Genomic DNA, 19,751 nt, shown 5'->3' with positions numbered 1-19,751 from the left:
CGGGTCCTGAGGCCGTTCGGCGGGCTTTTGACGCCCCGAAAACTACGCGTGCTCGCGCCACCGGTTCGTGATGGGCAGCCGCCGGTCCTTGCCGAAGCCCTTCGGGGAGATCTTCGTGCCCGGGGGGTACTGGCGGCGCTTGTACTCGGCGGTGTCGACCAGGCGGAGGGTCCGGGTGACCAGCTCCCGGTCGAACCCGGCGGCGACGATCGCGTCGGCGCCCTGGTCGCGGTCGACGTACAGCTCCAGGATCGCGTCCAGGACGGGATAGTCCGGCAGGGAGTCCGTGTCGACCTGGCCCGGCCGCAGCTCGGCGCTCGGCGGCTTGGAGATGGAGTTCTCGGGGATCGGCGGGGTCTGGCCGCGCTCCTCCGCCGCCCGGTTGCGCCACTCGGCCAGCCGGAAGACCGACGTCTTGTACACGTCCTTGATGGGGCCGTACGCGCCCACCGAGTCGCCGTACAGCGTCGAATACCCCACCGCCAGCTCCGACTTGTTGCCGGGCGCCAGCACGATGTGGCCCTCCTGGTTGGAGATCGCCATCAACAGCGTCCCCCGGAGCCGGGACTGGAGGTTCTCCTCCGCCAGACCCGTCAGCTCGGTCGACGACATGTAGGCGTCGAACATCGGGGCGATCGGGACCGTACGGAAGTTGAGGCCCGTCCGGCGCGCGAGTTCCGCCGCGTCGCCCTGGGAGTGGTCCGACGAGTACCGCGACGGCATGGACACGCCGTACACGTTCTGCGCGCCCAGCGCGTCGCACGCGATCGCCGCGACGAGGGCCGAGTCGATACCGCCGGAGAGCCCGATCAGCACCGACTTGAAGCCGTTCTTCGCCGCGTAGGCCCGCAGGCCGACCACCAGCGCCGAGTACACCTCCTCGTCGTCGTCGAGACGCTCCGCGTACCCGCCCGTCAGCTCCGGCTCGTACGCGGGCAGCGGCTCCTCGGAGATGACGAGCCGGTCGACGCGCAGCCCGTCGTCGACACGCTGTCCATCAGCGGCTTCGCCGCGGGCGGTCACCGGCTCGGCGGCGGCCGCGGGCAGGTCGAGGTCCAGGACCACGCACCCCTCCGCGAACTGCGGCGCCCGCGCGACCACTTCACCGTCCCGGTCGACGACGATCGAGTCGCCGTCGAAGACCAGCTCGTCCTGGCCGCCGATCATCGCCAGATAGGCGGTCGTGCAGCCGGCCTCCTGGGCGCGCTTGCGGACCAGTTCGAGGCGGGTGTCGTCCTTGTCGCGCTCGTACGGCGAGGCGTTGACGGAGAGCAGCAGCCCGGCGCCGGCGGACCGGGCGGCCGGGACGCGGCCCCCGTCCTGCCAGAGGTCCTCGCAGATGGCGAGGGCGATGTCGACGCCGTGCAGTCGCACGATCGGCAAGGTGTCGCCGGGCACGAAGTAGCGGAACTCGTCGAACACGCCGTAGTTGGGGAGGTGGTGCTTGGCGTAGGTGAGCGCCACCTCGCCCCGGTGCAGCACCGCGCCGGCGTTCCGCGGGGCGCCCGCCGGCTGGCCGAACCTCGGCGAGGCGGACTCGGAACGGTCGAGATAGCCGACGACCACCGGCAGCTCTCCGAAGCCCTCGTCGGCGAGCCGGGCGGCGAGTGCCTTCAGGGCCGAGCGGGAGGCCTTCACGAAGGACTGACGCAGCGCCAGGTCCTCGACGGGGTACCCGGTCAGCACCATCTCGGGGAACGCCACCAGGTGCGCTCCCTGCTCGGCGGAGTGCCGGGTCCAGCGGACGACCGCCTCGGCGTTTCCGGCGAGATCGCCGACCGTCGAGTCGATCTGATTCAGGGCGAGGCGAAGTTGAGGCACGCGCCCAGTGTAATCGTCAGAGCGACGCTATGGGGTGGGGGCGCCCCACCTCGGGACGCCCCGCAGTCCCGAGTCCCGGCCGTGGTCCCTACCGGCAGTACGACTCGACACAGTCCTTGGATCTCATGGGAGGAGGGCTAGCGCGGCGCGGCGTCCCGCTCCTTGAGCATGCCCGTCATCAGTGAGATCTCGGACTCCTGGGCGTTGACCATGCCCTGGGCGAGCTTCTTCTCGACGCCGACCGTGCACTTGGAGACACAGCCTTCCGCCATGTGGACGCCGCCCTTGTGATGGTCGGTCATCAGCTGGAGGTAGAAGACCTCGGCCTGCTTGCCGTTGAGCTTGCCGAGCTTCTCCATCTCGGTGTTGGTCGCCATGCCCGGCATCAGTGAGCCGTCCTCGCCGGAGGCCATGTCGCCCATGCCCATCCAGGCCATCGGCTTGGCCGACGAGACCTTCGGCAGACCCCACAGATCGAGCCAGCCGATCATCATGCCGCGCTGGTTGGCCTGCGTCTGCGCGATGTCGTAGGCGAGCCGCCGGACCTCCTCGTCGTCCGTCCGGTCGCGCACGATGTACGACATCTCGACGGCCTGCTGGTGGTGGACGGCCATGTCCCGGGCGAACCCCGCGTCGGCGGATTCGGCGGCGGGGGCCTTCAGCCCGGACTCGTCGCCGTCGGCGACCGCATAGGTGATCGCCCCGGCCGCGACGAGCACCACCGCGGCCCCGGAGGCGATCCAACCGATGTTCTTCATGCGTCCCACTGTGCCAGGCCGCCGTCAGGAGACGCCGTTGGTGCAGGCAGCACCCGGCTCGGGCGTCTGCTTGCCCTGGACGTACGTCTCGAAGAACTTGTCGAGGTTCGGGTCGGTCGCGCTGGTCACCGTGCGCTGGTGGCCCCACGCGCTGAGCATGACCGGGTCCTTCTGGCCCTCGACCGGGCTCATCAGCGTGTACGGGGTCTTCTTGACCTTCTCCGCGAGCGCCTTGACGTCGGCGTCGGAGGCCTTGCTGTTGTACGTCACCCAGACCGCGCCGTGCTCCAGGGAGTGCACGGCGTTCTCGGCCTTGATGGCCTTGTCGTAGACGTCGCCGTTGCAGTTCTGCCAGACCGGGTCGTGGTCGCCGCCCACCGGGGGCTCCATCGGGTACTTCACGGTCTTGGTCACGTGGTTCTGGGTGAGCTTGGTGCTCCAGGTCTTCACGCCGTCCGACCCGGTCTCCCACTTGCCGGTGGACGTGGAGTCGCTCGCCGTGCTGCTGTCGTCGTCGGACTGCGAGCGGACCAGGACCGTCCCGCCCACGACGAGGCCGGCGACTATCAGCACGCTGGCGCCGATCGTGAGGATCCGGTTCCGACGCTCACGGGAGCGCTCGGCACGGCGCATCGCCTCTATGCGCGCCTTGCGCTCGGCGCTGCTGTTGTTCTTGGCGGCCATGGGCTGCGTCCTTAGTGGGGGATGGGTCGGCTGGGGCGGTCGGCTCAGCTGATCGTAATGTGAAAGGACGAGCAACTTGCAGGGCGGGCCCAGGATTGGCCGGAGAACCCCGCTCCCGCCGGCCCGCGCGGGCTCTCGTCCGGCTCTCGTCCGGCACCCGTACGGATAATTTGAACCCGAGATGCGCATTATCTACGCTGCGGGTATGCGGCTGTTGCGCTCCACCGACCTCGCCCTGCGCGTCCTGATGCGGCTCGCAGTCGCGGGCGATTCCAACCCTACGACCCGTGACGTCGCGGCGGACATGGAAGTGCCGTACACGCACGCCGCGAAGGTCGTGGCCGAACTCCAGCACCTGGGACTGGTGGCCGCCCGGCGCGGCCGGGGCGGCGGACTCGCGATCACCGACGCGGGCCGCGAGGCGTCCGTCGGCCATGTCGTCCGCAGCTTCGAGGGTGACGGCGACGTCGTCGACTGCGAGGGCGCCACCCCCTGCCCCCTCAGCCCCGCCTGCCGCCTGCGCGGCGCCCTCCGCCGGGCCCAGGAGGCCTTCTACGCCTCCCTGGACCCCATGACGGTGGGGGACATGGTCACCGCCCCCACCGGCCCGCTGCTGCTGGGGATCACGAAGGCGCCGTAGGTCCGACCGCTGCCGGGGATCACGAAGGCACCGTGGGTCCGACTGCTGCTGGGGATCACGAAGGCGCCGTAGGCCCGACCGCTGCCGGGGATCACGAAGGCACCGTAGGTCCGACCGCTGCCGGGGATTTCGAGGGCGCCGCGAGCCGGGCGGGCGCCAGGGGTTTCGAAAGCGCCGCGAGTCGGGCGGACGTCAGGGCTGTCCGTCGGGCTCGCGGCGCGTCCAAGTGCCGCGGCACTAGTTCCCGGCCAGCCAGAGGTCCGGGCCGAAGACCTCGTAGTGGATGTCGGCCGGGGGAACGCCCTTGGCGATCAGCTGTGCCCGTACCGCCCGCATGAAGGGCAGCGGCCCGCACAGGTACGCGCGCGTGCCCGTCGGCACCTCCAGACGCGAGAGGTCGGCCAGGCCCGTGCGGTCGGCAGGGTGGCCCGGCTCGGGCTCCTCGTACCAGAAGTGCGCGGAGGCGTCGGCCAGCTTCGCCGCGTAGCCCTCCTGGTCGGCGCGCAGCGCGTGGTCCGCGGGGGAGCGGTCGGCGTGCACGACGGTCACCGGGGCCGGGTGTCCCGAGAGGGCGAGCTGCTCCAGCATGGCGACCATCGGGGTCACCCCGATGCCGGCCGAGGCGAGCAGCAGGGGCGCGCCGGTGTCCTGGTCGAGGACGAGATCGCCGTACGGGGCCGACACGGGCAGCCGGTCGCCGACGTCCACGCGCGCGTGGAGGTGGTTCGAGACCTCGCCGTCGGGTGCCGCCCCGCCCTGGACGCGCTTCACGGCGATCCGCCACGTGTCCGCACCGGGCGCCCCGGTCAGGCTGTACTGGCGTATCTGCCGGGCCCCGTCCGGGAGCGCGACCCGCACGGACACGTACTGTCCGGCGCGGTGGACGGGGACGGGCGCACCGTCCGCCGGGCGCAGCTCCAGCGCGACGACGTCGGCCGTCTCCGCCACGCGCCCGACGACCTCCCACTCGCGCCAGCCGCCGCCGGCGCCGCCGGTCTCGTACAGCTCCCGCTCGATCGCGATCAGCGCGTTCGCCATCAGCCAGTAGACCTCGTCCCAGGCGGCCCCGACCTCCGGGGTGACGGCCTCGCCCAGCACCTCGGCGATGGCGGCGAAGAGGTGCTCGTGGACCACCGCGTACTGCTCGGGGGCGATCCCCAGCGACGCGTGCTTGTGGGCGATCCGGCGCAGCATCGCGTCTGGCCGGTCCTCCGGGCTCTCGACGAGATGGGTGGCGAAGGCGGCGATGGCGCCCGCGAGGGCCTGGCGCTGGGTGCCGGAGGCCTGGTTGCCGCGGTTGAAGAGGTCCCGCAGGAGCTCCGGGTGGGCCGCGAACAGCCCCTCGTAGAAACGTGCGCTGATCTCGCCGATCGCCGCTCCGACGGCGGGAAGGGTGGCGCGCACGGTGGCGGCGGACTGCTCGGACAGCATCGCGACTCCTCGGGTTCGACTGCTCCGCGACTGGACGGCACGCTATTAAAACTTGCATCTGAGATGCAAATTAAAGAGGTGAGATCGAGCCGGGGCAGGTCGGCCATTACGGATACGCGATCGAGCAGGCAAGATGGGCTGCAGAGCGGTTGGCAGTGGCTGAGCGGTCGAGCGGTTGAGCGGCGGAACAGGCGGTACACCTGTCGTATGCCGGGCGTTCAGCCGGAGGCCGGACTGCCGATGAAGGTGCGCAACGCGCACGAAATGGTGTTGTGGTGGGATGCTCAGGTGCCCGACCGTCTCCCGTCGCTCGGGAGCCAGGCGGCCTGACCAGCAAGGAATGGGTGGAAGCGGAAGATGGACAAGCAGCAGGAGTTCGTGCTCCGTACGTTGGAGGAGCGCGACATCCGTTTCGTACGCCTGTGGTTCACGGACGTGCTGGGCTTCCTGAAGTCCGTGGCCGTGGCCCCCGCCGAACTGGAACAGGCGTTTGACGAAGGCATCGGTTTCGACGGCTCGGCCATCGAGGGCTTCGCCCGGGTGTACGAGTCCGACATGATCGCCAAGCCGGACCCGTCGACCTTCCAGGTCCTGCCGTGGCGCGCGGAGGCCCCCGGCACCGCCCGGATGTTCTGCGACATCCTCATGCCGGACGGCTCCCCGTCCTTCGCGGACCCGCGCTACGTCCTGAAGCGCGCTCTCGCCAAGGCCTCCGACCTGGGCTTCACCTTCTACACGCACCCCGAGATCGAGTTCTTCCTCCTGAAGGACAAGCCGACGGACGGCTCCCGTCCCACCCCGGCCGACAACTCCGGCTACTTCGACCACACCCCCCACAACGTCGGCATGGACTTCCGCCGCCAGGCGATCACCATGCTGGAGTCCATGGGCATCTCGGTCGAGTTCTCCCACCACGAGGGCGCCCCGGGCCAGCAGGAGATCGACCTCCGCTACGCCGACGCGCTCTCCACGGCGGACAACATCATGACGTTCCGCCTGGTCATGAAGCAGGTGGCGCTGGAGCAGGGCGTCCAGGCGACGTTCATGCCGAAGCCGTTCTCGGAGCACCCCGGCAGTGGCATGCACACGCACCTCTCGCTCTTCGAGGGCGACCGGAACGCGTTCTACGAGTCGGGCGCGGAGTACCAGCTCTCGAAGGTCGGCCGCTCCTTCATCGCGGGCCTCCTGAAGCACGCGGCGGAGATCGCCGCGGTGACCAACCAGTGGGTGAACTCCTACAAGCGCATCTGGGGCGGCTCCGAGCGCACCGCGGGCGCCGGCGGCGAGGCCCCCTCGTACATCTGCTGGGGCCACAACAACCGCTCCGCCCTGGTCCGCGTCCCGATGTACAAGCCCGGCAAGACGGGCTCGGCGCGGGTCGAGGTCCGCTCCCTGGACTCCGGCGCGAACCCGTACCTCGCCTACGCCATGCTCCTGGCCGCCGGCCTCAAGGGCATCGAGGAGGGCTACGAACTCCCGCCGGGCGCGGAGGACGACGTCTGGGCCCTGTCCGACGCCGAACGCCGCGCCATGGGCATCGAGCCCCTGCCCCAGAACCTGGGTGAGGCCCTGACGCTGATGGAGCGCAGCGACCTGGTCGCGGAGACTCTCGGCGAGCACGTCTTCGACTTCTTCTTGCGCAACAAGCGCCAGGAGTGGGAGGAGTACCGCAGCGAGGTCACGGCCTTCGAGCTGCGGAAGAACCTGCCGGTGCTGTAGGCGCTGCTCAGAGCGGCGGTATCGCTGATTCGACGCTTCGGGGCCGACGGTCACTGACCTTCTGCCCCGAAGCGCCTCACGGGGTTTGAGGCCGTCTCTGGGCGGTTAGGTGGCTGAATCGGTGCGCCGTGTCAGGCGCGGTACGGTGCAGCTCATGTCGCCCCCCCCTTCCAGACCGACGGTTTGGCAGATGAGTCGGGGAGATGTGATGAGCAGGTGCACAAAACGAACATCGCTGCTAATCGCCGAGTGCACCCACCCCAGGCCGGCTTGGATGGCCATGACTCGGATATCCCGGTCCAGTTCCTCCCAGGGTCCTTTGAGTTTTACTCGTCGCTCCTGCCGCTCCTGCCGATCTTGATCTGAAATGTTGGGAAAGAGGGTGGGTGACGCTGCTCTCGCGGCCTCGCATGCTGCGTCCACGGCGGCGATGGCCTCAGCGCTACCCTGCAGCTGTACTGGGTTGCAGTTCTGCTCCCGTGCTTCGCGGTTCCAGATTTCTAGGGCGCGGATGCATAATTCTCTGGATGACTGAAGGTTTTGCATCCAGTCGCGAATGAACAGCTCGAATCCGCATGACTTGCGAGATCGGCCCCTTGGAAGATTTTCTGAATCTCTCGGCCTGAATCGCCGGTGGCGCGTTCGACGAGGCGTCGAGCGCCGCGCTGCTCTGCGATTTCAGCTTGGGCCGCTGCCAGGCGAGACAGGACCAACAAGGCGAATGGAACTCCAAAGAATAGACCGATCAAGCTTGAGGTGAGATTCGTTAAGAAGCCCATCCCGTCGAACCAGCCCCGCACGTCACCTAGAACACCGAGCGCTACGCCAACTGGTGCCACGCATCCGACATCCTTGACACCGCACCTCCGGCTCTTTCCGGCAACTTGTCTCCCGCATGCTGGCAGGCTGGAGACCTTACGTGGGGCTGATCCTGCTATTCCCTGCACTCAAGAGTGGGGCTGAGGCCACATAGCCTCTTCTGCCGGGTAGTTGAGCCACACCCGCGCTCACGACCCCTTTACGCCTGGAAGTGATCGGGTTCGGACAGTAAAAACTCCCTGTGTTGCAGTGCGAGTTGGAGCAGCCCTGCGGCGGGCGACGACATCCGGCTCGAAGGGAGAGCGTTGATGCTGGCGGCGTCGAGTGGCAGACCCGTGATGGTGCCGTTGGAACGTGGCCCGCTGATCACTAGGCCTTCTTCGTTGCGCTCGACCGCCTCAGCGAAGATCGTGTCGAATGTGTCCGCTTCGAACACCGCCACGGTGAGAAGGCATACGGCAAGATTCAAAGGCTCCAATGCCATACCCAAACACCACACGCGTAACGAGCCGTCCGCCAAGGCAGCGTTGAGCAAGCTGTAGGGAGGCTGGTCATAGTCCACTTCTGTACCTGAGTCCCCTTTGGCCTCCGGTGCCCCGAGCAACTCCTCGTTGTACTCGCGCATGACGGTGCGCCATAGGTCCAGGTCCTGGCGGTGTGCAAGAGGCGAAAACGAGGCGGGCTGCACCATGCCGGCGGGGATCGGTCCGTAGGTCCCTTCACCTGTAGCAACGTGCCCGGCTTCTCTATAGAGGAGAAAGAAGGTGCCCTGCCCATCGGGCGTACGGCGCAAAGTGAGTGTGCCAACGGCAGGGAGCACGACACGTCCCTCAAGCAACAGCGGATCGTCAGCCAGGAGTCTGCGCATGGGCACCGCTCGCCAGGGCGGTCGCTCTTCTGGTTTCCGCCTCGTGGCCACGGCCAGCTCGTGAGCGACAGCCTCGTTCTGGTCGATGAGGTCGAAGTACTGGCCAATCCCGAAGACCAGACGAGGTCGTCCGGGATCAGACCAGTCGGCATGCGCAAGGCGAAAGGACGGACGGTCTTCGAAGAGGGTAGGACGTGCAAGGGCCCCCATGGCCGAGGAATAGCGCTCGTAACGGTGTGCCTTCGACTCCTTCGGCAAGCAATGCCGCGCCGCCTGCTGCAATGGCAGGTTGACTGGTGGCAACGCGTCCTGCCATTCCACCACCACCGCCGACAGCGGGATAGGAGCTGGCGGGCGCATCGCCTCCTCCCACAGTAGAGAGGTGCCACCGATCCGCTCCAACGAGGGGTGGGCAAGAACGTGCATGTCAGCGGCCATCTCGCACAACTGGCTGAACCGTTGCCGAAGGTCCGTCCGTTCCTTGACGAAGGATGCCCGGGACTGTTCGACCGCAGCGTGGTCCAGTGCACGCCATGCGTAGTACACCCCGCCGACAGCTGCCAGTGCGCCCAACAGCCCCACCCAAATTTCCACGTCCACTTACACCCCCGGCCAGCGGTACGTCCGAGTGGAGCCTTACCCTCGTGGGCAGTCCGACACTCCAGGCGCCGCGCAGCCCAGGCAGCGCTACAAGCAGCAACCAACGCAACGGACCCGACGAGCAGGTTCGGTCCGGTACTGGGATGCTGCGACGGACACCACGGGCTACAGCGGCTGTTGCTTCGCCAGATCCGTCAGCACCTGATGCAGCGGCTCCGTCGCCCGGCGCCGGTACTCCTGGATCGCCCACCCATTGCCGTCCGGGTCCTTGAAGTACATGAACGTGGCACCGTCGTCGGGGGCGTACTGGACGGGTTCGGACACGTCGAGGCCGCGTTCGAGGAGTTCGGCGCGGGCGGCCTTGATGTCGGCGACGCAGAGCTGGAGGCCCTGGTAGGAGCCGGGGGCCGGCTTGGGGCCCTGGGCCATGTCCCAGATGGTGTCGCCGAGGGCGATCGAACAGCCGGAGCCCGGGGGTGTCAGCTGGACGATCCGCATGCCCGGCATGACCTCCTGGTCGATGTCGACGTGGAAACCGACCTTGTCCCGGTAGAAGTCCCGGGCCCGGTCGATGTCGCTCACGGGCAGCGGAATCACTTCGAGCGTGTACTGCATCCCTGGTCCTCCAAGTCGCCGTTGACGGGAGTGCCTGTGCACAAGTACGTATCGCTTCTTCGTATCAGCCGAACCGCCACCGCGTCTGGCTGAACGGCTCCCCCTTACCGAAGCCGAAAACCGTGCCGGGCGCCACCGAGAAGACCAATGCTCGTCCCGGACCGTGGTGGAAATACCCCTCCCGTACGTCGAAGTGCCAGAAGCTGCCGTACTTCGCCTCCCACGCGGCGGCCAGCTCCCGCAGCCGGTTGTCGTCGGCGACGCGTACGGCCTCGCCCTCCACCACCAGGTCATAACCCTTGTCCCAGGTGTTCGTGCCGGTGGTCAGCACGACGTGCGGGTTCGCCGCCAGGTTCTTCGCCTTCCGCTCCTCCGGGCCGGTGCAGAAATGCAGCGCCCCCTCCGACCACACGGCGGGCAACGGCGTCACATGCGGCCGCCCGTCCGGCCGTACCGTCGAGATCCAGAACAGCTCGGCCGCGGAGAGCCGTGCCTCGGCCTCCGGCCAGGGGATCGCGGCGGCGGCCGGGTCGCTGTACCGGGGGTCGAGCCTGGTCTGAGGGTTGCTGGTGTTCGACATGAGCTGGTCTCTTCCTGTCACCTGTCGACTGTCGCTACGGGGCAGACTCCGCAGGGCCCGGAAACTCATCCCACGGCTCCTCGGAGCGCTCCGCAAACCGACGTCACGCCGCCTTCGCCCTGCTGAGGAACCAAGCCGGCACGGCCACACCGGCAGGTATCGCGAGGAGGTGGCCGACGAGGAGGCCCCGAACCCGCCCCCCAGCCGCCCGGCGCTTCTCCCCAGCACTCCGGTTAGGCTCGTCCCCGTACGACCTTGATCGAGGACCGGGGACCCGGGACCGGGGACCGGGGATCGGTCGGGCTTGATCCGATGGGAGGCCGGGATGACGGCGCCGGGGCGCAGGAGCAGCACGTTCTCGCGACTGCTGCGGCACGGTTTCACCGATCCGAGCGCCGCCGAGCGGTTGCTGGACAGCGACGAGCTGTCGGCCGTACGGAACGATCCCGTGCTGCTGGACGCGCTGGGGGCCACCGCCGACCCGGATCTCGCGCTGCTGGGCCTCGTACGGCTGCTGGAGGCGCAGCCGGACCGTACGGCACGGCGGGCGGTGCTGGACACGCTGATAGCGGCCAAGCCGTTGCGGGACCGGCTGCTGGGGGTGCTCGGCGCGTCCGCCGCGCTCGGGGATCACCTCGCCCGGCACGCGCGGGACTGGCAGGCGCTGGTGACGTACGAGCCGCAGGACCTGCACCCGGGCATCGAGGAGTTCGAGCGCGGCCTCGCCGCAGCCACCGACCCCGTCTCCCTCCGCGTCGCCTACCGGCGCTGTCTGCTCTCCATCGCCGCCCGCGACGTGTGCGGCACGACCGACGTCGCCCAGACCGCCGCCGAGCTCGCCGACCTGGCCACCGCCACGCTCCGCGCCGCCCTGGCGATCGCCCGTGCCGCCGCGCCGGACGACGCGGCGCTGTGCCGGCTCGCGGTGATCGCGATGGGCAAGTGCGGAGGCCATGAGCTCAACTACGTCTCCGATGTCGATGTCATCTTCGTGGGGGAGCCCGCGGACGGGGCCGACGAACAGAAGGCCATGCGCGCCGCCACCCGCCTGGCCTCGCACCTGATGCGGATCTGCTCCGAGACGACCGTCGAGGGCAGCATCTGGCCCGTCGACGCCAATCTGCGGCCGGAGGGGCGCAACGGCCCGCTCGTACGGACGCTGAGCAGCCATCTCGCGTACTACCAGCGGTGGGCGAAGACCTGGGAGTTCCAGGCGCTGCTCAAGGCCCGGCCGGTCGCGGGGGACCTCGAACTGGGCGAGGAGTACGTCGCCGCGCTCGAACCGCTCGTCTGGAAGGCCGCCGAGCGGGAGAACTTCGTCCCCGACGTGCAGCGCATGCGGCGCCGGGTCGTCGAGAACATCCCGGCCGCCGAGGTCGACCGTCAACTCAAGCTCGGGCCGGGCGGGTTGCGGGACGTCGAGTTCGCCGTGCAGCTGCTCCAGCTCGTGCACGGGCGCGGGGACACCTCGCTGCGCAGCGGGACCACGCTCGACGCGCTGGGCGCGCTGGCGGCCGACGGGTATGTGGGACGGACGGACGCGGCCCAACTCGACTCCGCGTACCGCTTCCTGCGCTCCATGGAACACCGCATCCAGCTCTTCCGCCTGCGCCGCACCCACCTCGTCCCCGAGGACCAGAACGACCTGCGGCGCATCGGCCGTTCGCTGGGCCTGCGCACCGATCCGGTCGCCGAGCTGAACCGCGAGTGGCGGCGGCACGCGGCCGTCGTACGACGACTGCACGAGAAACTCTTCTACCGCCCGCTCCTCGACGCCGTCGCCCAACTCGCCCCCGGCGAGACCAGGTTGAGCGCCGACGCAGCCCGCGAACGCCTCGTCGCCCTCGGCTACGCGGACCCGGCCGCCGCCCTGCGTCACCTGGAGGCCCTGGCCTCCGGCGTCTCCCGCAAGGCAGCCATCCAACGCACGCTCCTGCCCGTCCTGTTGGGCTGGTTCGCCGACTCCGCCAACCCCGACGCCGGGCTCCTCAACTTCCGCAAGGTCTCGGACGCCCTCGGCAGAACCCCTTGGTATCTACGGCTGTTGCGCGACGAAGGCGCCGCCGCCGAGAACCTCGCGCGGGTCCTGTCCGCCGGACGTCTCGCTCCGGACCTCCTCATGCGCGCCCCCGAAGCCGTCTCCCTCCTCGGCGACGGGGACGGCGTCGCCGGTGGCGCCGGCGGGCTCGAACCCCGCGAACGCGCCCCCCTGGAACAGGAGATCCTCTCCGCGGTCGGCCGCGCCGACGGCGCCCAACAGGCCGTCACGGCCGCGCGCGGCGTCCGACGGCGCGAACTCTTCCGTACGGCCGCCATGGACATCGTCGGCTCCTACGGCACCGAGGCGTCCCCGGCGACCGCCGATCAGGGCGCCCTCGTCGACCTCGTCGGCGGCGCGGTCTCGGACCTCACGGCCGCGACCCTGGCGGGCACGCTTCGGGCCGTGGTCCGCGAGGGCTGGGGCGACACCCTCCCCACCCGCTTCGCCGTCATCGGCATGGGCCGCTTCGGCGGCCACGAACTGGGCTACGGCTCCGACGCCGACGTCCTGTTCGTCCACGAGCCGTGGGAGGGCGTCGACGAGCAGGAGGCGGCCCGCGCCGCGAACACGGTCGTCTCCGAGATGCGCCGTCTGTTGCAGATCCCGAGCGCCGATCCACCGCTCCTCATCGACGCCGACCTGCGCCCCGAGGGCAAGTCCGGGCCGCTGGTACGCACCCTCAAGTCGTACGAGGCCTACTACCGCCGGTGGTCGCTGGTGTGGGAGTCGCATGCCCTGCTGCGCGCCGAACCCGTCGCCGGGGACGAGGAGTTGGGCCGCCGCTTCATCGACCTCGTCGATCCGCTGCGGTACCCGGCTGAGGGGCTCGGCGACGACGCCGTACGCGAGATCCGGCGCCTGAAGGCCCGCATGGAGTCGGAGCGCATGCCGCGCGGCGCCGACCCGACCCTCCACACCAAGCTCGGGCGCGGCGGCCTGTCCGACGTCGAGTGGACCGTACAGCTCCTCCAACTCCGGTACGGCTGGTGCGAGTCGGGCCTCCGCACGACCCGCACCCGCGAGGCCCTGGCCGCGGCATGTGCGGCCGAGCTGGTGAGCGCGGAGGACGCGGCCATACTGGACGAGGCCTGGGTCCTGGCCACGCGGGTACGGAACGCCGTGATGCTCGTACGAGGCCGGGCGGGCGACACGTTCCCCTCCGACGGCCGCGAACTCGCCGCAGTGGGGCGGTACTTGGGGTACGGGCCCGGTCATGTGGGCGACATGCTCGACGACTACCGCCGGATCACGCGGCGGGCGCGGGCGGTGGTGGACGAGTTGTTCTACGGGGCGTGATGCCAGAGGTAACGGAACTCGGTCGCTGCTCTCACCGCCGCAGGGCCGGCCTGCCGCCCGCAGCCGCAGTCGGCCTGAGCCACCCCCGGCCCGACCCCACGCGAGGCCGGGTCAGCGCCACGCCCGCCAGGACCACGACCATCCCCGCGATCACCCGGGGCCCGACGCGTTCGTCGAGGAACAGCGCGCCCAGGGCGACCGACACCACCGGCAGCAGATAGCCCACCGTCGCCGCGCTCGTCGCCCCCTCGTCGGCGATCAGCCGGTAGTTGAGGTAGAAGGTCACCCCGGTGCCGAATATCCCCAGGACGGTCACCGCGACCAGGGCGGTCATGTCCACCCCGCCCGTGCCGGAGCCCCCGGCGGGCAGCGCGAGTGCCGTCCAACCCGTCGCTGTCAGGAGTTGCGCGGCCGAGACCGCCAGCGGGGCGTCCCGGTCCGTCAGGTGGCGGCCCATGTACGCGAAGGCCAACGCATAGCTGACGGCCGCCCCGAGCAGGGCGAGCGCACCGCCGGTCATCAGCCCCGCCCGCTGCCAGGGCGCGAAGATCAGCAGCACCCCACCGAAACCGACCAGAAGGCCGGTGAGGCGAGCGGGGGAGAGGGGCCGGTCCGTGCCGAGGAGGAGGCCGAGGAGCAGGGACCACAGCGGCGTCGTGGCGTTGAGGACACCCGCCGTGCCCGAGTCGACCGTCTGCTCGCCGATGCTGAAGAGGGCGAAGGGCAGGGCGTTGCAGAAGAAGGCCGCCACCAGCAGATGGCCCCAGGTCCGCCGGTCGCGCGGCAGCCGCTGACGCGCGGCGAGCGCCGCCGCCAGCAGCACTCCGGCACCCAGCGCGCACCGCGTGACCGTGATCTGGAGCGGGGACAGGCCGTGGTTGAGAGCGAGCTTGATCCAGAGGAAGCCGGAGCCCCAGAGAAGGGAGAGGAGGGCCATGCGGAGCGTGGACGCGAGAGACATGGCTCAACGGTCGGGCACGGCACGCGTAAGGACAAGCGAAGGATCCTGCACATACCTTTAAGCTGTGCTACATGCTTGATGTGCGGCGCATGCAGGTGCTCAGGACCGTGGTGACCAGTGGCTCGGTCACGGCGGCAGCGACCACTCTCGGCTACACCCCTTCCGCGATCAGCCAGCAGATCGCGGCACTGGAGAAGGAGGCCGGGATCGCGCTGCTGGAACGCGTCGGGCGCGGGGTCCGGCCCACGGCCGCCGGGCTGCTGCTCACCGAGTACGCCGACACGATCGGCCGGCAGGTCGCCGAGGCGGAGACCGCGCTGGCCGATCTGCGGGCGGGACGCACGGGCCGGCTCGCCGTCCGGTACTTCGCCACGGCCGGCGCCCCACTGGTCGCCCCCGCCGTCGCCCGGCTGCGCGCCGAGCACCCCGGCGTCCAGGTCGAGCTGAAGCTCGTCGACCCCGACGACCCGCTCCCGGCCGTGAAGGAGGGACGGGCCGATCTCGCACTCGTCGTACGGCCGCGCGGGGCCGACCCCGACGGCGTACGGCTGCTGCACCTGCTCGACGACACCTACTTCGCCGTGCTGCCCGCCGCGCACCCCCTCGCCGACCGGACCGCCCTCGAACTGGCCGACCTCGCCGACGAGCCCTGGGTCGGCAGCGAATGGCCCGGCCCTTGCCTGGACGCCCAGCTGGAGGCGTGCGCCGAGGCCGGATTCCGGCCCCGGTTCGTGGTGGAGAGCGAGGACTACATCACCGCGCAGGGGTTCGTCGCCGCAGGCCTGGGCGTCGCCCTCATCCCCCGGCTCGGCCTGGGCAGCCGCCACCCGGACGTCGTCGTACGCCGGCTCACCGCCCCGGAACCCCAGCGCTCCATCCACGCGGCCGTACGGGAGACGGCTCCACCGCAACCCGCCCTCAGGACCTTCGTACGGGCGCTACGGGACGCGGCCGACGCCTCGGGTCCACCGTGAAACCGCCGACCGCCCGAGGCTCCGGCCACCAACCGAACCGCCGGGCACAGGACAGCCCCGAGGTTTCCGGTAGAGCTACGCCTTCACCGGCGCCAACTGCGGCTCCCCACCGCTCCCCGCCACATACCGCGGCAGCGCGTACGGCAACGCCCCGTACCAGACCCGGGTCACCCCGAACCCGAACGCGAGGCACAGCATCCCGCCCACCGCGTCCAGCCAGAAGTGGTTGGCGGTCGCGACGATGACGACGAGGGTCAGCGTGGGATAGAGCAGTCCCAGCACGCGCACCCACGGCACCGACGCCAGCGCGAAGATCGTCAACCCGCACCACAACGACCAGCCGATGTGCATGGACGGCATGGCCGCGTACTGGTTCGACATGTTCTTCAGGTCGCCGGAGGCCATGGAGCCCCAGGTCTGGTGGACGACGACCGTGTCGATGAAGTTCTCGCTCGTCATCAGACGGGGCGGGGCCAGCGGGTAGAAGTAGTAGCCGACCAGGGCGACCGCCGTTGTGGCGAAGAGCACCAGACGCGTCGCCGCATAACGGCCGGGATGACTACGGTAGAGCCACACGAGGACACTCAACGTGACGATGAAGTGCAGTGTCGCGTAGTAGTAGTTCATGCCGACGATCAGCCATGTCACCGAGTTCACGGCGTGGTTGACGGTGTCCTCGACGGCGATCCCGAGGTGGTGCTCCACCTTCCAGATCCAGTCGGCGTTGCTGAGCGCCTGGGTCTTCTGCTCGGGGACCGCGTTGCGGATCAGCGAGTATGTCCAGTAACTCACGGCGATCAGCAGGATCTCGAACCAGAAGCGCGGGCGACGCGGAGCCCTCAGCCGGTGCAGGTACCCCTGCTCCGGCGCGCCCATGACGGGCCGCGGAGCGGCCTGCTCCCGGCCTTCCTCCAGTGTCGTCACGGTCGAGTCACCCATGGGCACAGAGTCTGCCAGATAAGCCGTTCCCCACCGATCATCCTCTGGTCGGGTTCACTGCGCACGTTCTTCGGGGTATGGCGGGGGGTCGTCTCCTCCGCACGTATCGCATCGGCCTCCGCCTTCTCCGTCTCAGGTACGAGTCCGGTCCCCAGGGGCCGAAGCGGTCGACCCCCGCACCACCAGTTCCGGCATGAACACGAACTCACTGTGCGGCGCCGGCGTCCCGCCGATCTCCTCCAGCAACGTACGCACCGCCGCCTGTCCCATGGCCGGGACCGGCTTGCGGACCGTCGTCAGCGGGGGATCGGTGAAGGCGATCAAGGGGGAGTCGTCGAAGCCGACCACCGAGACGTCCCGCGGCACCTGGAGACCCAGCTGCCGGGCCGCCCGGATCGCGCCGAGCGCCATCATGTCGCTCGCGCACACCACCGCCGTACAGTCCCGGTCGATGAGCGCCATGGCCGCCGCCTGGCCGCCCTCCAGGGTGTAGAGGGAGTGCTGGACCAGCTCGGACTCGACGTCCGCGGCGTTCAGGCCCAGCTGGTCCCGCATCGTGCGGACGAAGCCCTCGATCTTGCGCTGGACCGGGACGAAGCGCTTGGGGCCCAGGGCCAGGCCTATCCTCGTGTGCCCCAGCGACACCAGGTGCGTCACCGCGAGGGCCATCGCCGCGCGGTCGTCCGGGGAGATGAAGGGGGCCTGGACCTTCGGCGAGAAGCCGTCGACGAGGACGAACGGCACGCCCTGGGCACGCAGTTGCTCGTAACGCTGCATGTCGGCGGAGGTGTCGGCGTGCAGACCGGAGACGAAGATGATGCCGGCGACCCCGCGGTCGACGAGCATCTCGGTCAGCTCGTCCTCGGTGGATCCGCCGGGGGTCTGGGTGGCGAGGACCGGGGTGTAGCCCTGCCGGGTCAGTGCCTGGCCGATGACCTGGGCCAGGGCCGGGAATATGGGGTTCTCCAGCTCAGGGGTTATCAGGCCCACGAGGCCCGCGCTGCGCTGACGCAGTCGTACGGGCCGCTCGTAGCCCAGGACGTCGAGGGCGGCCAGAACGGACTGGCGAGTGGTGGCGGCGACGCCCGGCTTCCCGTTCAGGACGCGGCTGACAGTCGCCTCGCTGACCCCCGCCTGGGCTGCGATGTCGGCAAGCCGTGTGGTCACAGGAGGGGACTGTACCGGCCGGGTGTCCGCTTGCCCACCGGCCCGGCGCCGGGTGCGGGCGGGGGTGCGGCCCGCTGCGGGCTGCTGCGTCATCGCGGTCCCTCGTGATTCTGGTCGGTGTCCGTGGGGCGCCCATGCGCGGGAAAGGGGGCTTCCGCAATCCGCGATCCGCAAGAGGCTGACGGAGTGATGATTGCCGTACGCGTGCGTCGTGGCAAGAGCTTGCAGAGTCTTTCATGGCTGCCACCATGCTCGTTGAGCGGCCTGGATACAGGGTTTCGGGGTGGTCGAGCACAGGTCACGTCGGCGTAACCATCACCGGTTCTTGCACTTTTTTGCAGCAAGGTCTTTCGTCCGGCTTACATCGCTGTTACGTTCGGCCACGCCCGGCGGCGGCAACGGCGCGGTCGGCACATCGGCTCGGGCGGCAGGCGGGGCCCTGCTCCCAGCACACGGGCTTTCACCCTCAAGGAGATCTCATGCGGCGTGGCATAGCGGCCACCGCGCTGGTGGCGTCGATCGCCCTCACGGCGACGGCCTGCGGCGGAAGCGACAGCGGCGACTCGGCCGGCGGTCCGGTCACCCTCACCTGGTGGGACACCTCCAACGCCACCAATGAGGCACCGACGTACAAGGCCCTGGTCAAGGAGTTCGAGGCCGCCAACAAGGACATCAAGGTCAAGTACGTCAACGTGCCCTTCGACCAGGCGCAGAACAAGTTCGACACCGCCGCCGGCGCCTCCGGAGCCCCTGACATCCTGCGCTCCGAGGTCGGCTGGACGCCCGCCTTCGCCAAGAAGGGCTTCTTCCTGCCGCTGGACGGCACCGAGGCCCTCGCGGACCAGGACAAGTTCCAGCCCAGCCTGATCAAGCAGGCCCAGTACGACGGCAAGACCTACGGCGTCCCGTTCGTCACCGACACCCTCGCGCTGGTCTACAACAAGGAACTCTTCGAGAAGGCCGGCATCACCGAGGCCCCGAAGACCTGGGCCGACCTGAAGAAGGCCGCCGCCACCATCAAGGACAAGACCGGCGTCGACGGCTACTGGGGCTCCACCCAGGCCTACTACGCCCAGTCCTTCCTCTACGGAGACGGCACCGACACCGTCGACGTCGCCGCCAAGAAGATCACGGTCAACTCCGCCGAGGCGAAGAAGGCGTACGGCACCTGGCTGGACCTCTTCGACGGCAAGGGCCTGCACAAGGCCGACACCACCGCCGACGCCTACGCCCACATCCAGGACGCCTTCGTCAACGGCAAGGTCGCCTCGATCATCCAGGGCCCGTGGGAGATCACCAACTTCTACAAGGGCGAGGCGTTCAAGGACAAGGCCAACCTCGGCATCGCCACCGTCCCGGCCGGCTCCACCGGCAAGGCGGGCGCCCCGACCGGCGGCCACAACCTCTCCGTCTACGCCGGCTCGGACAAGGCGCACCAGGAGGCGTCGCTGAAGTTCGTCAACTTCATGACCTCGGCGAAGTCCCAGGAGACCATCGCCCTGAAGAACTCCACGCTGCCCACGCGTGACGACGCCTACACCGCCGAGATCAAGGCCGACCCGGGCATCGCGGGCTACCAGACCGTCCTCGCCGCCGCCCAGCCGCGCCCCGAGCTGCCCGAGTACAGCTCCCTGTGGGGCCCGCTCGACACCGAGCTGCTCGCGATCGCCGGCGGCAAGGAGTCCCTCGACAAGGGCCTGAGCAACGCGGAGACCGCCATCGCCAAGCTGGTCCCGGACTACAGCAAGTGACTCCGAGTGACCGTCGCGTCCTCCTCCGTCCCACGGGGGACGGATGCGGCGGTCACCGGCCTGTACTTCCCCGCTCTCCCAGCGATC

General features: G+C 69.5%; 16 protein-coding genes. 6 read left to right on the top strand and 10 right to left on the bottom strand.

The features are described from left to right. Positions 1-42: 42 nt before the first annotated feature. The 3 genes from JIX55_RS15010 to JIX55_RS15000 form a co-directional block, all read right to left on the bottom strand. Complete coding sequence (locus tag JIX55_RS15010) at positions 43-1,821, bottom strand: NAD+ synthase (RefSeq protein WP_257563817.1); 1,779 nt, start codon at positions 1,819-1,821, stop codon at positions 43-45. A gap of 137 nt (positions 1,822-1,958) precedes the next feature. After that, on the bottom strand, positions 1,959-2,579 hold the full coding sequence (locus JIX55_RS15005) for a DUF305 domain-containing protein (RefSeq protein WP_257563816.1): 621 nt from the start codon (positions 2,577-2,579) through the stop codon (positions 1,959-1,961). A 24-nt stretch (positions 2,580-2,603) separates the two neighbouring features. Next, positions 2,604-3,263: a DUF3105 domain-containing protein gene (locus tag JIX55_RS15000; protein WP_257563815.1), complete on the bottom strand. Its 660-nt coding sequence runs from the start codon at positions 3,261-3,263 to the stop codon at positions 2,604-2,606. A 205-nt stretch (positions 3,264-3,468) separates the two neighbouring features. Here JIX55_RS15000 and JIX55_RS14995 point away from each other — a divergent pair, with 205 nt between their 5' ends. Next, positions 3,469-3,903: an RrF2 family transcriptional regulator gene (locus JIX55_RS14995; protein WP_257563814.1), complete on the top strand. Its 435-nt coding sequence runs from the start codon at positions 3,469-3,471 to the stop codon at positions 3,901-3,903. A gap of 237 nt (positions 3,904-4,140) precedes the next feature. On the opposite strand, the gene JIX55_RS14990 is transcribed toward JIX55_RS14995, so the two are convergent. Continuing rightward, positions 4,141-5,334: a globin domain-containing protein gene (locus tag JIX55_RS14990; protein WP_257563813.1), complete on the bottom strand. Its 1,194-nt coding sequence runs from the start codon at positions 5,332-5,334 to the stop codon at positions 4,141-4,143. A 207-nt stretch (positions 5,335-5,541) separates the two neighbouring features. Here JIX55_RS14990 and JIX55_RS14985 point away from each other — a divergent pair, with 207 nt between their 5' ends. Further along, a complete protein-coding gene (locus JIX55_RS14985; protein WP_257563812.1) occupies positions 5,542-5,664 on the top strand; it encodes a hypothetical protein in 123 nt (40 codons plus the stop codon). A gap of 27 nt (positions 5,665-5,691) precedes the next feature. Next, the gene (locus tag JIX55_RS14980; RefSeq protein WP_257546185.1) at positions 5,692-7,053 is read left to right on the top strand and encodes a glutamine synthetase family protein; all 1,362 of its coding nucleotides are present in this window, start codon (positions 5,692-5,694) and stop codon (positions 7,051-7,053) included. Between the two features lie 1,018 nt (positions 7,054-8,071). On the opposite strand, the gene JIX55_RS14975 is transcribed toward JIX55_RS14980, so the two are convergent. The 3 genes from JIX55_RS14975 to JIX55_RS14965 all read right to left on the bottom strand — a co-directional run bounded on the left by JIX55_RS14975 (position 8,072) and on the right by JIX55_RS14965 (position 10,535). Further along, a complete protein-coding gene (locus JIX55_RS14975) occupies positions 8,072-9,340 on the bottom strand; it encodes a transcriptional regulator (protein WP_257563811.1) in 1,269 nt (422 codons plus the stop codon). Between the two features lie 165 nt (positions 9,341-9,505). Further along, positions 9,506-9,955, bottom strand: coding sequence for a VOC family protein (locus JIX55_RS14970; RefSeq protein ID WP_257563810.1), 450 nt, complete (start codon positions 9,953-9,955; stop codon positions 9,506-9,508). Between the two features lie 64 nt (positions 9,956-10,019). After that, positions 10,020-10,535, bottom strand: coding sequence for a pyridoxamine 5'-phosphate oxidase family protein (locus JIX55_RS14965; protein ID WP_257563809.1), 516 nt, complete (start codon positions 10,533-10,535; stop codon positions 10,020-10,022). 325 nt (positions 10,536-10,860) lie between these two features. On the opposite strand from JIX55_RS14965, the gene JIX55_RS14960 reads away from it, so the two are divergent. After that, entirely contained in the window at positions 10,861-13,872 is a 3,012-nt protein-coding gene (locus JIX55_RS14960; protein ID WP_257563808.1) for a bifunctional [glutamine synthetase] adenylyltransferase/[glutamine synthetase]-adenylyl-L-tyrosine phosphorylase, read from the top strand. A gap of 31 nt (positions 13,873-13,903) precedes the next feature. Here the strand turns inward: JIX55_RS14960 and JIX55_RS14955 are convergent, their stop codons facing one another. Continuing rightward, positions 13,904-14,833 carry a DMT family transporter gene (locus JIX55_RS14955; protein WP_257563807.1) on the bottom strand — a complete coding sequence of 310 codons (930 nt, stop codon included), beginning with the start codon at positions 14,831-14,833 and terminating at the stop codon, positions 13,904-13,906. Positions 14,834-14,904: 71 nt separating this feature from the next. Between JIX55_RS14955 and JIX55_RS14950 the strand changes: the two genes are divergently transcribed. Further along, positions 14,905-15,807, top strand: a complete 903-nt coding sequence (locus tag JIX55_RS14950) for a LysR family transcriptional regulator (protein ID WP_257563806.1) — start codon at positions 14,905-14,907, stop codon at positions 15,805-15,807. Positions 15,808-15,882: 75 nt separating this feature from the next. Here the strand turns inward: JIX55_RS14950 and JIX55_RS14945 are convergent, their stop codons facing one another. Together JIX55_RS14945 and JIX55_RS14940 are read right to left on the bottom strand one after the other, a co-directional pair. Further along, positions 15,883-16,746 carry a phosphatase PAP2 family protein gene (locus JIX55_RS14945; RefSeq protein ID WP_257563805.1) on the bottom strand — a complete coding sequence of 288 codons (864 nt, stop codon included), beginning with the start codon at positions 16,744-16,746 and terminating at the stop codon, positions 15,883-15,885. A gap of 132 nt (positions 16,747-16,878) precedes the next feature. Further along, a complete protein-coding gene (locus JIX55_RS14940; RefSeq protein WP_306820004.1) occupies positions 16,879-17,913 on the bottom strand; it encodes a LacI family DNA-binding transcriptional regulator in 1,035 nt (344 codons plus the stop codon). Positions 17,914-18,392: 479 nt separating this feature from the next. Here JIX55_RS14940 and JIX55_RS14935 point away from each other — a divergent pair, with 479 nt between their 5' ends. After that, on the top strand, positions 18,393-19,664 hold the full coding sequence (locus JIX55_RS14935) for an extracellular solute-binding protein (RefSeq protein WP_257563803.1): 1,272 nt from the start codon (positions 18,393-18,395) through the stop codon (positions 19,662-19,664). Positions 19,665-19,751: the final 87 nt, after the last annotated feature.

This window comes from Streptomyces sp. DSM 40750, assembly GCF_024612035.1.
In the GTDB taxonomy this organism is placed as follows: domain Bacteria; phylum Actinomycetota; class Actinomycetes; order Streptomycetales; family Streptomycetaceae; genus Streptomyces.
The sequence above is the reverse complement of the archived record's forward strand: the minus strand, read 5'-3'. Positions and strand labels throughout refer to the sequence as shown.